The 13,325-nt window shown below is 62.8% G+C and carries 12 protein-coding genes; 8 read left to right on the top strand and 4 right to left on the bottom strand.

Translation table 11 applies throughout. The annotated features are described in order from the left end of the window. Positions 1 to 58: 58 nt before the first annotated feature. Entirely contained in the window at positions 59 to 931 is an 873-nt protein-coding gene (locus B1722_RS24320) for a LysR family transcriptional regulator (RefSeq protein ID WP_041073893.1), read from the bottom strand. A 269-nt stretch (positions 932 to 1,200) separates the two neighbouring features. Between B1722_RS24320 and B1722_RS24315 the strand changes: the two genes are divergently transcribed. Together B1722_RS24315 and B1722_RS24310 are read left to right on the top strand one after the other, a co-directional pair. Beyond that, a complete protein-coding gene (locus B1722_RS24315) occupies positions 1,201 to 2,526 on the top strand; it encodes an MFS transporter (RefSeq protein WP_041073891.1) in 1,326 nt (441 codons plus the stop codon). Between the two features lie 71 nt (positions 2,527 to 2,597). Further along, on the top strand, positions 2,598 to 3,989 hold the full coding sequence (locus tag B1722_RS24310; protein ID WP_086794656.1) for an FAD-dependent oxidoreductase: 1,392 nt from the start codon (positions 2,598 to 2,600) through the stop codon (positions 3,987 to 3,989). Between the two features lie 911 nt (positions 3,990 to 4,900). Here the strand turns inward: B1722_RS24310 and B1722_RS24305 are convergent. After that, positions 4,901 to 6,286, bottom strand: a complete 1,386-nt coding sequence (locus B1722_RS24305; protein ID WP_086794654.1) for a type VI secretion system Vgr family protein — start codon at positions 6,284 to 6,286, stop codon at positions 4,901 to 4,903. Positions 6,287 to 6,507: 221 nt separating this feature from the next. On the opposite strand from B1722_RS24305, the gene B1722_RS24300 reads away from it, so the two are divergent. Further along, positions 6,508 to 7,212 (top strand): YebC/PmpR family DNA-binding transcriptional regulator, encoded by a 705-nt coding sequence (locus tag B1722_RS24300; protein WP_027614601.1) that lies wholly within the window; start codon positions 6,508 to 6,510, stop codon positions 7,210 to 7,212. 124 nt (positions 7,213 to 7,336) lie between these two features. On the opposite strand, the gene B1722_RS24295 is transcribed toward B1722_RS24300, so the two are convergent. Beyond that, on the bottom strand, positions 7,337 to 8,650 hold the full coding sequence (locus B1722_RS24295) for a leucine-rich repeat-containing protein kinase family protein (RefSeq protein WP_041068736.1): 1,314 nt from the start codon (positions 8,648 to 8,650) through the stop codon (positions 7,337 to 7,339). A gap of 213 nt (positions 8,651 to 8,863) precedes the next feature. Further along, positions 8,864 to 9,985 (bottom strand): cell division protein ZapE, encoded by a 1,122-nt coding sequence (gene zapE / locus B1722_RS24285; RefSeq protein WP_086794652.1) that lies wholly within the window; start codon positions 9,983 to 9,985, stop codon positions 8,864 to 8,866. Positions 9,986 to 10,290: 305 nt separating this feature from the next. Here zapE and B1722_RS24280 point away from each other — a divergent pair, with 305 nt between their 5' ends. From B1722_RS24280 to B1722_RS24260, 5 genes are all read left to right on the top strand, one after another. After that, positions 10,291 to 10,794: a spore coat U domain-containing protein gene (locus B1722_RS24280; RefSeq protein ID WP_174377293.1), complete on the top strand. Its 504-nt coding sequence runs from the start codon at positions 10,291 to 10,293 to the stop codon at positions 10,792 to 10,794. A gap of 104 nt (positions 10,795 to 10,898) precedes the next feature. Next, positions 10,899 to 11,432 (top strand): spore coat U domain-containing protein, encoded by a 534-nt coding sequence (locus B1722_RS24275; RefSeq protein ID WP_041068745.1) that lies wholly within the window; start codon positions 10,899 to 10,901, stop codon positions 11,430 to 11,432. 19 nt (positions 11,433 to 11,451) lie between these two features. Then, complete coding sequence (locus B1722_RS24270) at positions 11,452 to 11,988, top strand: spore coat U domain-containing protein (protein WP_007961145.1); 537 nt, start codon at positions 11,452 to 11,454, stop codon at positions 11,986 to 11,988. Positions 11,989 to 11,992: 4 nt separating this feature from the next. Beyond that, on the top strand, positions 11,993 to 12,493 hold the full coding sequence (locus tag B1722_RS24265) for a spore coat U domain-containing protein (RefSeq protein ID WP_041068749.1): 501 nt from the start codon (positions 11,993 to 11,995) through the stop codon (positions 12,491 to 12,493). Positions 12,494 to 12,527: 34 nt separating this feature from the next. Next, positions 12,528 to 13,316, top strand: coding sequence for a molecular chaperone (locus B1722_RS24260; protein WP_041068752.1), 789 nt, complete (start codon positions 12,528 to 12,530; stop codon positions 13,314 to 13,316). Positions 13,317 to 13,325: the final 9 nt, after the last annotated feature.

The following is a 13,325-nucleotide window of genomic DNA, read 5'->3' as shown; positions in this document are numbered from 1 at the left end:
CTCCTCCCTTCAAGTCCCAGCATACAAGCTGGCTTGCCAGCGATGAGGCCGTCACTGTCTAAGCAAGGCTCTCGCGCACCATATCGAGAAATGTCGCCACCACCCGCCGCGAACTCTGCTCGCGCAAGCACACCAGGGTCTCGGTCAAACGCCGGGTGCAGTCGGTAATCGGCAACGCACACACCCGCGAATCCGCGCCGAACTCCGCCGCCGAAACAACCCCCACACCAATTCCCACCACCACCGCCTCGCGCGCCGCTTCCCGGCCTTCGACCTGAATCGCCGGACGGATGCGAAACCCGGCGCCGGCCATTTCTTCTTCCAGCGTCTGCCGGGTCACCGAGCCGTGTTCGCGCAGCACCAGCGGCGTGTCATCCAGATCCGCCAGGCAGATCGACTCACGCTCGGCCCACGGATGATGGCGCGAAACGAACGCCACCATCGGGTCATTGCGCAGCGGCACGCACAGCAAACGTTCATCGCTGACATCACGCCCGAGCAGCGCCAGATCGGCCTGATAGTTGAACAGGCGAAACAGCGATTCATCGGTGTTGCCGGTCTCGATCTTCACGCTGATCCCCGGGTAGCGCTCGCAGAACCGCGCAATCAGCGGCAGCACGTGTACCGGGGCATCCACCGCCAGAATCAGGCTGCCGGTCTGCAGCGCCTGGGATTCCTGTAGCAGTTCCTGGGCTTCAGCCTCAATCACAAACAGCCGCTGGGTGATCGCCAGCAGGCGCTCGCCCAGATCGGTCAGGCGCACCGAACGCTTGTTGCGATGAAACAGCAACACACCGAAGCGCTCCTCCAGTTTGCGCACTTGGTCGGAAATCGCCGGTTGCGTGAGAAAAAGCCGTTCGGCCGCTTTGGTGAAACTTCCGTGTACAGCCACGGCGTGAAAGGCTTTGAGCTGGGCGTGGGACACCGACATGTAGCCTCCATCAACAAGCTGAGCTTATGTGTGAAATACGATAAATCGATTTTATTTATTAAACAGTAATTGCTTTGATCCGCTCACGCCATCGCTGACTGCCCGTTCAGGCAGCAACGCTGGCGATGAGCCTGTGCGTGCAATAACAGGACTCATCTGACCGCTATCGCCATAGGGACGGGGCGCTGGCGCAGTGCTCAACAATAAAAAACACAGGCGTTTACTTAACGATTCTGCCGGCACACTCACACCCTGAGGTCAGAACCACAATGAACAAGCACATCGGCACCCTTGCGCGTTGGCGCATGCAGATTTTCGCTATCACCTGGCTCGCGTACGCCGCTTTCTATTTCACCCGCAAAGCGTTTTCGGTGGCCAAACTGGGCATCGCCGAAGACCCGACCTTCATGCTCGACAAGATGGCCATGGCCAACCTCGATGCGATCTATCTGGCGGCCTACGCCATCGGCCAATTCACCTGGGGCATGCTTGCCGACCGCTTCGGCCCAAGGGTCGTGGTGCTCGGCGGGCTGTTGATTTCCGCCGCAGCGGCGTTAGTGATGGGCAGTTTTGCCACGCTACCGATCTTCGCCACTTGCATGCTGATTCAGGGCCTGGCGCAGTCCACCGGCTGGTCGGGATTGTGCAAGAACCTCGGCAGTTTCTTCCCGGCGCAGCAGCGCGGGCGGGTGCTCGGATTGTGGAGCTCCTGCTATGCGTTCGGCGGTCTGGTAGCCTCGCCGTTCGCCGGCTGGTGGGCGTATACGCTGATCGGCACCTGGCACGCAGCGTTCATATCCAGCGCCGCGGTGGTCGCGGCGGTGGCGCTGTTGTTCTTCATTTTTCAGCGCAACAAACCGGAAGACGTCGGCCTGCCGGCCGTGGAGCCGGAGCCGGAACTGAGCGCTGAAGAAACCGAAGCCAACAGCAAGCTCAGCGTCTGGGAGCCGTTGAAGGAAATCCTGCGCAACCGCACGGTGCTGGTGCTGGGTCTGGCGTATTTCATGTTGAAACCGGCGCGTTACGCGATTCTGTTGTGGGGCCCGGTGATCGTCTTCGAGCAGATGCCGAGTGTCGGCAAGGTCGGCGCGGCAATCATTCCCACCTCGTTTGAACTGGCTGGTCTGCTCGGGCCGATCATGATCGGCCTGGCCTCGGACAAGCTGTTCGGCGCCCGGCGCATGCCGGCCTGCGTCCTCAGCCTGCTGGCGCTGACCGTGACCCTGGCGCTGTTCATGGGCGCGTTGCACACCGGCAGCGTGATGCTGGTGGTGGCGCTGCTGTTTGTCATGGGCCTGACCCTGTACGGACCGGATTCGATGATCAGCGGCGCCGCGGCCATCGACTTCGGCAAGGCCAAGGCCGGCGCCACGGCGGCCGGTTTCGTCAACGGTTGCGGTTCGGTTGGCGCGGTGCTCGGCGGATTGCTGCCGGGTTACTTCGATTCGGTGACGGTGTTCATTGTCTTCGCCGGCTGCGCCTTGTTTTCGGCGCTGGTGCTGATCCCGCACTGGAACAGCCGCCCGGTCGGGGTGATGGAACCGCGCGCGGCCATTCCCAATTGCCCGCTGACCATCAAACCCCTGCGTAACTGAAAACCCTTGCCTCGCGGCCTGCTGCGGTGCTCGCGGCAGGCTGTGTCGTGGCCATCTGACTGGAGAATCCCATGCGACCTTTTTGGCTCGAGCAAGCCTTGCAGGCCGACCCATCCCCGACGTGCCCGCCGCTGCAAGGTGAAGTGCGCACCGACGTGTGCATCGTCGGCGGTGGCTACACCGGGTTGTGGACGGCGATCATGCTCAAGCAGCAGAACCCTGAGCTCGACGTGCTGATGATCGAAGCCGACATCTGCGGCGCCGGTGCCAGTGGGCGTAACGGTGGTTGTGCGCTGTCGTGGTCGGCCAAGTATTTCACCCTCGAGCGCCTGTTCGGTGTCGAGGAGGCGGTGCGCCTGGTCAAGGAATCCGAGCGCAGCATCCACGCCATCGGCGAGTTCTGCGAACAGTACGGCGTCGATGCCGATTATCGCCTCGACGGCACGCTGTACACCGCCACCAACAAGGCGCAGGTCGGTTCGACCGACGCGGTGATCGCGGCGCTGGAGCGTAACGGCATCAACTCGTTCACCCAGCGCCCGGTGGCCGATGTGCAGCGCATGGCCGGTTCCAGCAAGCATCTGGAAGGCTGGTTCTCGCCAGCGGCGGCCAGTGTGCAGCCGGGCAAACTGGTGCGCGGGCTGCGTCGGGTGGCGTTGCAACTGGGCGTGAAGATCTACGAGAACACCGCGATGACCGGTCTGGAAGAGGGCCGTCCGGCGCGTATTCACACCGCTGGGGGCTGCGTGATAGCCGACCGCGTGGTGCTGGCGATGAATGCGTGGATGGCCCGGGCGTTTCCACAGTTCGAACGTAGCGTGGCGATTGTCTCCAGCGACATGCTGATCACCGAGCCGCGCCCGGATCTGCTGCAGGAAATCGGTTTGACCAGCGGCGTCACGGTGCTCGATTCGCGGATTTTCGTGCACTACTACCACAACACCCCGGATGGCCGGATCATGCTTGGCAAGGGTGGCAACACGTTTGCGTTTGGCGGGCGGATGCTGCCGGTGTTCGATCAGCCATCGCCCTATGCGGATTTGCTCAGGCGCAGCCTTGGGGCGTTTTTTCCGGCGTTTGCCGAGGTCAAGGTGGATGCGACCTGGAACGGGCCGTCGGATCGTTCGGTGACCGGGTTGCCGTTTTTTGGGCAGATGAGTGCCAGTGGCAATGTGTTTTATGGTTTTGGTTATTCCGGCAGTGGCGTCGGGCCGTGTCACATGGGCGGGCAGATTCTTGCCTCGCTGGTGCAGGGGCTCGATAACCCGTGGACCCGTTCGCCCTTGGTGAACGGGCCGTTGGGGTATTTTCCGCCGGAGCCGTTTCGGTATCTGGGGTCGTTGATGGTGCGTAATGCGATTCGGCGCAAGGAGCGGGCTGAGGATCATGGGCGGCGGCCGCGGCATCTGGATGTGCGGTTGGCGAAGTTTGCGGCGGCGGCGGGGAAGGCTGACAAGGGGTGATTGGGGGCTGGCGAGCGCTGCGTTCTTTTGGGTTACCGAGTACATATCCGTTTCTGCGGTAACGGCTTCTTATGGTTTCGCTCTTACAGCGACTCACTTTTCCAGACGCCGAAAAGTAAGCAAAAGGCTTGGCCCCGGCGTGCGGCCCTCGCTTAGGCTCGGGTTCCTTCGTTACGGGATTCATCCGGGGGGCAGCGCCTACGGTTTGCTTCGCTGCACCTCCTCTCGCTGTGTTTGGCTGCGCCAAACGGTCGCTGCGCTCCCACCCCCGGATAAACCCCTCCACTCAGCCTGCCGATGGGGCCGGCACGGCAAGATCAAGAGCTGCAGCCGGGCTAACGCTCATCCTGTTGAGTGGTGAAAAGCATGCGGTCTGCCTGGGCTGCTTTGCTTTTCTGTGGGAGCCAGCCTGCCAGCGAAGGCGGCCTATGAGCCGACCAATTTCCAACAGACCGCACCCAATCCACCTGTGGGAGCTGGCTTGCCAGCGAAGGCGGCCTGACAGCCGACCAATCTCCAACAGACCGCACCCATTCCCACTGTGGGAGCTGGCTTGCCAGCGAAGGCGGCCTGACAGCCGACCAATTTCCAACAGACCGCACCCATTCCCACTGTGGGAGCTGGCTTGCCAGCGAAGGCGGCCTGACAGCCGACCAATTTCCAACTGAACACACCCGATCCACCTGTGGGAGCTGGCTTGCCAGCGATGGCGGCCTGACAGCCGACCAGTCTCCAGCTGCCAACACCCATTCCCACTGTGGGAGCGAGCTTGCTCGCGAAGACGGCCTGACAGCCGACCAGTCTCCCACTGCCCACACCCAATCCACCTGTGGGAGCTGGCTTGCCAGCGATGGCGGCCTGACGGCCAACCACTTTCCGGCAGCTGTTCTCAATTCCAATGTCTGCGATGCTTACGGATCGGCCCCGTGGAGCAGCCAGTCGAGCAACAGGCTGTCGTCGCGCGGTGGTGGCGTGTCGTTCGGTGGCGCCGGGCGTGGATGGGCGAGGCAGAGGATCGGTCGATCCGGGTCGCTGTCGAGGAAGCTCACCCACACCTCACTGCCGGCGCGGGGCAGTTGGTGGATGGCGAGCCGGCCGGCGCCGGTCAGCGCGATCGGCAACCACAGGCACGCAGGCTCAGGTGTCTGCGTCGGCCAGAGGCTGACGCCGATGCGCCCGCGATCATCCAGTGGCGCTGGCTGGCCAGGCGATCCCAGCACTCGTGCCAGGTGATAGCCACCGATGTTCGGGCGCGGCTGCGCCAGGGGCGGGCGAAAGTCGCTCGACCAGGGCAGGGCGCTGAAGTCGTTTCGGTAATCATGCACTTCGGTTGTCGGATCAAGGATCGAAGGGTGCCGGCCTTGATGGTGCAGTTCGGTGATCAGCCATTGCTCGTTGAACGCATTGATCGGGTGTTCGCTGATCTGCAGCAGATGCCCGCTGCGCAACGCGCTGCAATCGCCGGATCCGCGAATCGTGCGCGACTGGCAGCGCTGGCGCTGCAGATGACGCCGGCTGCGTTGTTCGGTGTGACGCTGGTCGCTCGACAGCTTGAGCGGTGTGGGCGCAGGCACGGGGTGGTTGGCCGCGTCTGCGCTGATGACTGCCTGGCCCCGATTGCGAATGCCGGGCGCGGCCATGACTGGTGTCGCGTCATGGCGCTGTAACAGCGTGCTGATGCGCGGTGAGGGCGTGTCGTCGGTCACGGCAAACGGCACTGCCAGCGGTTCCTGCGGCAGGCTCAGGTTGTCGTCGGCAAATACCACCACATGCCCGTCCGGGCGATGTTCGAAGTGATAGTGAATGCCTTCCTCCTCACACAGACGGTGAAGGAAGGCCAGGTCGCTTTCCTCGTATTGCAGGCAAAATTCCCGTGGTGGGTAAGGGCCGACGCTCATTTCGATCCGGTAACTGTCGGCTGGCAGCTCATGCTCTTCGAGCAGTTGGGCAAGGATCGCCGGCACGCTCGCTTGCACGAAGACCCGACGCTGTGGCGACTGCGCCAGACGTTGCAGGTGCGGCACCAGCGTCAATCGGTAGCCAATGCGGTGGCTGGCGCGATGCTCACAACTGACACTGTGGATCAGGCCGTGAATGCCGTGAGCGTCGCCCAGGCGCAGGAACGCCGGTTGTCGCAGCAGGCTGCCCGGCGCCAAGGCCGGGGCCAGGGCGATCACTTCAATCTCGAAAAAAAACGGCTGATTGAGTGCTTCCTTGCCACTGAAACACAGGACCGGCAGGCACAGTGGGCCGTCGGTCAGGGTCAGGGTGAACGGGCTTTGCTGGTCATTGAGCATTCATACGGGCTCTGTGGGGCAATACGGACGGCAGAGGGTACGAAAACGCGAGCATTAATGGTCGTGGCTGGTGGGCTTTTCAGAATCGCCCTACAAGTCGCGGTGAAGATGTCGATTCAACAATGAATTTTTTTGGTCGATTGCCGACTTTAGGCCGTATAAACTTGGCGCCACGCGTCGGCCAATAGATGTCTCGGCGCCACAGATCAAGAGAGTGAGTAATGGGCGCACAGTGGAAGGTTAAACACAAAGAAGCGGCAGCCAACGCCAAGGGCAAGATCTTCGGCAAACTGGTGAAAGAAATCACCATCGCTGCCCGCAACGGTGCCGATACCGCCACCAACGCACACCTGCGTCTGGTGGTCGAACAGGCCAAGAAAGCCTCGATGCCCAAGGAAACCCTGGACCGCGCCATCAAGAAAGGCGCTGGCTTGCTGGGCGAAACCGTGCAATACCACCGTGTGACGTATGAAGGTTTCGCGCCGCACCAGGTTCCGTTGATCGTCGAGTGTGTGACCGACAACATCAACCGCACCGTCGCGGAAATCCGCGTGGCGTTCCGCAAGGGCCAACTGGGTGCATCCGGTTCGGTGGCCTGGGACTTCAACCACGTCGGCATGATCGAAGCCTCGCCGGACACCCCGGACGCCGACCCGGAAATGGCCGCGATCGAGGCCGGTGCCCAGGACTTCGAGCCGGGTGAAGAGGGCGCGACCCTGTTCCTGACCGATCCGACCGACCTTGATGCCGTCCAGAAAGCCCTGCCTGAGCAAGGTTTCACGGTGTTGTCGGCGAAACTCGGCTATCAGCCGAAGAACCCGGTCAGCGGCCTGAGTGCCGAGCAGATGGCTGAAGTTGAAGCGTTCCTGGAAGGCCTCGACAACCACGATGACGTGCAGGACATGTTTGTCGGCCTGGCGGGCTGATTTGTTACAGAGATAAGCTGTGGCGAGGGAGCTTGCTCCCGCTCGGCTGCGCAGCAGTCGTTGTTTTTGGGACGGCTTTGCCGTCCAGCGGGAGCAAGCTCCCTCGCCACAGGAATTGTGTCAGTCACAGCTTTTCCAGCACCTCAATCACTTCGCCAAACCCCGGCCGCGCCAGCACATCCGGCTGACAGCAACGCTGTTCCAGCGCTTGCAGCACTTCGCGCCGCTCGGCACTCAGCCCTGAGTCGATGCGCGCCAGCAATTCCCCCAGCAGAACCCCGAACGCCCGTACTTCGATGCGTTGCAGCGCCCGGGTTTCCAGATTGTCAGTGGTGGCATGGAACGATGCCGCGCCAAAATCCCCCAGCAAGCAATCGCCCTGATCGTTCAACAGAATGTTGTGGCCGTAGAGGTCGCCGTGGGTGATGCCCTGTTGATGCAAGTGTTCGGCCGCCGATGCGATCCCTTGGGCAATGTTCAGTGCCACCTCGGCACTGAAGCGGCAGTCCTCGGCATACACATCCCGCGAGCAACTCGCCAGGCTCGGCAATGCCGCGAGATTGCGAAAGCTCGGGTCGATCAGTTGCATCACCAACCCGTGTTGCCCGTCAGGATGACCGTGAATACGGCCTTCCACGCGGATCAGGTTCGGGTGCAGGCCGGCGGTGATGCAGGCGTTCATCTCATGCAGCGGCGAACCGTCGCTGGTCATCTCGCCTTTGTACAGCTTCACCGCGACCGGCACCGACGAGTCTGCGCTACGTTGCCACTGTGCCCGGGAAATCACCCCGGAAGCGCCTTCGCCCAAACGCTGTTGCAGACGCAGTGTCGACCAGTCGATCAGCGGCGTGGCCTCCAGCGCGGCGGCGTCGGCTTCGGTTTCCAGCGGATTGCCGGCATATGCCAGCCAGGTCAGGCTCGGCAGGGTCAGCAGCCACTGCGGCAGTTCACGCAACTGGTTGGCCGCGATGCGGATCAGCTCCAAACGGTGGCACTGGCTCATCGACGCCGGCAGCGCTTGCAGGCGATTGCCGGCCAGCAGCAGTTTTTGCAGGTACGGGCGCTCGCCCAGCTCGCTGGGCAGGGTGTCGATGCAGTTGTCGGTCAGGATCAACCAGCGCAGCAGCGGCGGCAATGCAGCGCCCGGCACGTGGCGGATGCGGTTGGCCTTGAAGCCGATCATCGTCAGCGCTGCACACTGGCCGACGCACTCCGGCACCTCGGTGAAGTGGTTGTCCGAGCAGAACAGAATGCGCATGCGGGTCAGCCGATGCAGGTCGTCCGGCAGGCTGCTCAAGGCATTGCCGCTGAGGTTGAGCACCTCCAACGTATCGGCCAGATCGAAAATTTCCCGGGGGAACTCGGTCAGGCCGCAGGACAGGTCCAGCCGGGTAATGCCCGACAACTCGCCGGCGCGCAATTGAGCAAGGGTGTGCATGTGCAGGTTCACTATCAAATGAAGAAGCGCCGGGCGCTCGGAATGGGCGACATGATAACGGCAAAGCCGGGATTTGCACTGAAGAACACTCTGATCCTCTGTGGGAGCGAGCTTGCTCGCGAAGGCGTCCTGTCAGTCAGTGATTTGTCACTGACACTCCGCTTTCGCGAGCAAGCTCGCTCCCACAGTGGTAATCGGTGATGATCAATGGGATCAGTGGATTTCCTGCAGCTGCCCCAGACGGCTGCGGGTGCGGGCCAGATCGATGGCGTTGCCGCTCAGGGTCTCGCGCAGCGGCAAGCGGCTGAGCAGGGTCAGGTGTTTGTCCTGGTCGTAGAGCACGTCGATCAGGTTGATGAAGCGCTGTTGCGCGGCGATCGAGCGTTCGTCCAGTTCCGGCAGGTCGTCGATGATCCACTGGTCGAAACGCCGGCACAGTTCCAGGTAATCCATCACCGCCGTCGGTTGCTCGCACAAATCGTTGAAGCTGAAAGCCACCCGGCGATCCTCGCACAGGCGCGCCTGAATGTGGCGGCTGCCCACCGGCAGAGCCATGGCTGGCGCACCCTCGGGCGGCAGATTCAGCGCCTGGCGCTGGGTCGCTGCGGCCGGCCACACATAATGACCTTGAGTGAAGACCTGGTGCGCATGATTGCTCGCCTGACTGCGGTAATCGTGGGGGCCGCCGACCTCCATCACGTGCATGCGTGCGTTGATCAAGTCGATCACCGGTTTGAAACGCGCGTGATAGAGCGGGTTAGGCAGCAAGCCCTCCGGCGGATAATTGGAGGTCACCAGCAACACAATGCCGCGCTGAAACAAGGCCTTGAACAGCCGGGTAATGAGCATGGCATCGCCGATGTCATGCACATGAAATTCGTCGAAACACAGCACCCGGCAGTCGTGTAACAGTTCATCGAGGGTGACGCCGAGGGCATCGTTCTGTTCGCGATGCTCGAACATGCCCTGATGCAATCGGGCGAAGAATTCATGGAAATGCACGCGCTGTTTCTGCGCGGTGGGCAGGGCCTGAAAAAAGCCTTCGAGCAGCCAGCTCTTGCCGCGTCCGACCGCACCATGCAGGTACAGACTCGGCGGCGTTTGCGGCCTGGCACCGAACAACAGGCTGGCCTGTTGTGCCATGCAATCGATCACCCGCTGCTGGCTGTGGCTGAGGGTGTAACCCTGGCTGTGAGCCTTGAGCCGGAAGTATTCGTGGATCGAGCGGGCAGTGGCGTCATGCCCGGCACTGGCTGGCCGGCCCTTGGCGAACCAGCGGCGCAGCGCCGACCAGCGTTGGGTCAGTGGCGATCGTTTGGGCGCTCGAGAGGGCACAGTGCAGTCACTCCGTAGTCATCAGGCCGGCGCCCGGGAGCGCGGCGCCGTAGTGTAACCAGAGGCGGCGTCAGGCTTCCATCGCGGCTCGTCGACTGTGGGCGATCACTGAACAGATTTGTGCGGGACGTACAGCTATTTTCAGCGATGTAATTCGCCGTGTTGCCAAACTTTCGAAACATATCCCGGCAGATCCATGGATCCAATCGACTGGCGGATTCGTCGTCCGTTGCTACCCTGAAACACAGTAACGTCATCCAGGATGTTCCCTCACAAGGAATGGGACAGTGATTGTACGTGTGGTGATGGGCCTGCTCGGGGTGCTTGGGGCCTCGGTGCATGCGGCGGATCTTCAGGTCGAAGTTCGCGTTGACGTGCAGCGTGGTTGCCAGTTGATCGGCCAGCAGCGCGAGGCAGGTATTGAACAGCTGGGCGTGCTGGATTTCGGCAGTGCTGCGCGTCTCGATGATCCGGCCGGGCCACTGGGTGCGGCGCTGACCAATCAGCGTCTGCCGCGCCTGGAGTGCAACCCCGACACGCCGTATCAACTGCGGGTCGACGGTGGCCTGCATGGCGGAGTTGGTGAGGTTCGCTACATGGCGGGGGCGGCGGGGAGCCAGCCGATTCCATATCGGCTGTATCAGGACGCGGCGCGCCGGGTGCCGCTGGTGGTGAACGTGCCAGTCAGCGGCCGGGTGCCGGACACCGGCACGGTGGAGTTGCCGCTTTACGCGCGGATCGAGCGTCTGGCGCAGGTGCCGCAGGTCAGCCGCTATTCGGATCTGGTGAAAGTCACCGTGACCTGGTGAGTGCAGGATTTCAGGCAATTCGCTGGAGGCGGGTCGCGCAGGGAAGGGGCGTTCAATGCTGAACGCAAGGTACGCAGGCATCCTGAAGGAGTAGGACGGACGCAATGACAGGCAAGCACTGGATGGTCATCGCCACGGGTACGCTGCTGTTGCTCGCTGACGACGCACAGGCGGCGATCAGCGGGCAGATCAATGCGCGGCTGATCCTGATCGCCGGGTGCGAAGTCACCAACAGCGCCACCCCGGCGATCCCGGTGAGCAATCTGGGCACCCTTGATTTCGGTCAGCAGGGGCCGACCTGGACTTCGCCCATCAAGGCCAGTCTCGACGGCGATAGCAGCGGCAAGCTGAATGTGGCCTGCAATCCCTCGGTCACCGGTTTCACGGTCACCATCGACGGCGGCACCCACGGCGACGGTACCACCCGCCGCCTGAGCAACGGACGCCAGACCCTGCCTTATCAACTGTTCCTGGATGCCTCCGGCAGCCAACGCTACAGCATCGGCCAACAACACAATTTCGCTGTCACCAGCGGTGCGCAGATACCGATTCCGGTCTTTGGCACGGTGGTGGCGAATACCCGCGCGGTACCGGCAGGTGTCTATACCGACACGCTGACGGTGACGCTCGACTGGTAACCCGTAGAGGACGGACACCATGCGCACGTTTGCATCAAGGATAGGTTTGTCGTTGCTCGGCCTGACGCTGGTTTCCAGTGCCCACGCCGCCACCACGGTCACCGGCCAGATCACCGCCAGCCTGACCCTGATCAGCAGTTGTCAGGTCAATGGCGCCGGCGGCTCCACCGGGCTGAACTTCGGTGCGCTGAACTTCGGCACTGCCAACAGCCTGTTTACCACCGCCAGCGGGCAAGTGTTGGGCGGTGGTGGCGGGGCGCTGTCGATTCTCTGCTCGAGCGGCACCACGCCGGTGGTCAAGGTGCGCGCCGGCGCCCACGACGGTCAATCGCCGGGCGGTGCACGTGCGTTGTACGACGGTGTCGCCAACTACGTGCCGTACGATTTCTATACCGATGCCGGGCATTCGCAGCTGCTGCCGATTGACGGCACGATCAACCTGGCGACCAGCACCGGCGTGGCACAGACGGTGAACATCTACGGTCAGGCGGTGGGCAAGGCCGGTTTGCCGGCGGGCACGTACACCGACACCGTCGCTGTCGAACTGACGTTCTGATGCCATGCGCCGCCAAGGCTGTGCCGCGCTGCTCCTGCTCTGTGCGGGCAGTGTGCCGCTGCCGCTGGGGGCCGCCACCAGTCAGAGCTTTCAGGTCAGCGCCACCATCACCCCGGGGTGCCTGGTGGTGGGCGGTGTCTCTAATTACGGGGGGCTGAATTTCGGTACCAGTTCGGCTCTGGGTACCGGCACGGTGCAAGTGGCGCTGACCGGTGGCGTGCAGTTGCAATGCACACCGGGCGTGACGCTGAACATGAGCGTCGATGGCGGCCAGTACAACAGCAGTGGTCGGCATATGCAGCTCAACAGCGGCAGTGCGCGGGTGGCGTACGCGCTGTTTCGCGATGCGGCTTACAGCCAGAGCCTGGGCATCAGTCAGAGCGTGGCGGTGGCTTACAGCGATGCGAACAACATCAGCCTGCCGATTTATGGGCAGGTGCAGTTGCCGGGCAATCAGCCTGGGGGGACGTACAGCGACGTGTTGCAGGTGCAACTGTCGTGGTGAGGCGACGTTTGAATGGCCGACAAGGAGCAGGTTCATGGGGGCAGTGACTTCACGGCATTCGGTTGCGCAGCGCGTGATGCTGGCGCTGATGATGCTTGGGGCTGGCAATGCGCAGGCCGCCAGTTCGGTGCTGATCTGGCCGATCGATCCGGTGCTGGAGGCCGATCAACAGGCCAGTGCGTTGTGGCTGGAGAACCGCGGCACGGAAACCGCCAACCTGCAGATCCGAGTGTTCGGCTGGAGCCAGAGCGGCTTTGAAGAGCAATACCAGAACCAGCGCGACGTGATCGGCAGCCCGCCGGTGGCGAAGATCGAACCGGGCCAGAAACAACTGGTGCGCCTGACCCGAACCAAGGATGTGCCGCCGGGACAGGAACTGGCTTACCGGATCATCATCGACGAAATCCCTGGCGCTCAGCCACCGGCTGCCGAGGGCGGCAAAACGGCGGCGGCGATTCGCTTCCAGATGCGTTATTCGGTGCCGTTGTTTGCCTACGGCGCGGGGCTGTGGAGCAAGGAGGACAGCACGCGGCCGCGCGATCCCAAAGGCGTGGGGCTGCCGCAATTGAGCTGGCGCACGGTGGCGGTGGATGGCCGACCGTATGTCGAAGTGCGCAATCAGGGCGCGGTGCATGCGCGGCTGACCGACGTGGCGATCAAACAAGGCGGGCAAAGCAAGCCGTTGGCCGAGGGCCTGTTGGGTTACGTGCTGCCGGGGGCGGTGATGCGCTGGCCGGCACCGGGCCCCTTGGCGAGCGAGTCGGCGCTGCAGGTGCGGGTCAATGGCGGGGCGCAGGTGCAGAGCATTGCGCCGGAGCGCTGAAAAAGGAGC

This window comes from Pseudomonas sp. SCPG-7, assembly GCF_002156405.1.
In the GTDB taxonomy this organism is placed as follows: domain Bacteria; phylum Pseudomonadota; class Gammaproteobacteria; order Pseudomonadales; family Pseudomonadaceae; genus Aquipseudomonas; species Aquipseudomonas parakoreensis.
The sequence above is the reverse complement of the archived record's forward strand: the minus strand, read 5'-3'. Positions and strand labels throughout refer to the sequence as shown.

Bases quoted from the DNA above. Each gene is read 5' to 3' on its own strand.
- B1722_RS24295 (WP_041068736.1), bottom strand. From the start codon at position 8,650: ATGCACACCCTTGCTCAATTGCGCGCCGGCGAGTTGTCGGGCATTACC.
- B1722_RS24300 (WP_027614601.1), top strand. From the start codon at position 6,508: ATGGGCGCACAGTGGAAGGTTAAACACAAAGAAGCGGCAGCCAACGCC.
- B1722_RS24260 (WP_041068752.1), top strand. From the start codon at position 12,528: ATGGGGGCAGTGACTTCACGGCATTCGGTTGCGCAGCGCGTGATGCTG.
- B1722_RS24315 (WP_041073891.1), top strand. From the start codon at position 1,201: ATGAACAAGCACATCGGCACCCTTGCGCGTTGGCGCATGCAGATTTTC.
- B1722_RS24280 (WP_174377293.1), top strand. From the start codon at position 10,291: ATGGGCCTGCTCGGGGTGCTTGGGGCCTCGGTGCATGCGGCGGATCTT.
- B1722_RS24270 (WP_007961145.1), top strand. From the start codon at position 11,452: ATGCGCACGTTTGCATCAAGGATAGGTTTGTCGTTGCTCGGCCTGACG.
- B1722_RS24305 (WP_086794654.1), bottom strand. From the start codon at position 6,286: ATGCTCAATGACCAGCAAAGCCCGTTCACCCTGACCCTGACCGACGGC.
- B1722_RS24310 (WP_086794656.1), top strand. From the start codon at position 2,598: ATGCGACCTTTTTGGCTCGAGCAAGCCTTGCAGGCCGACCCATCCCCG.
- B1722_RS24275 (WP_041068745.1), top strand. From the start codon at position 10,899: ATGACAGGCAAGCACTGGATGGTCATCGCCACGGGTACGCTGCTGTTG.
- B1722_RS24320 (WP_041073893.1), bottom strand. From the start codon at position 931: ATGTCGGTGTCCCACGCCCAGCTCAAAGCCTTTCACGCCGTGGCTGTA.
- B1722_RS24265 (WP_041068749.1), top strand. From the start codon at position 11,993: ATGCGCCGCCAAGGCTGTGCCGCGCTGCTCCTGCTCTGTGCGGGCAGT.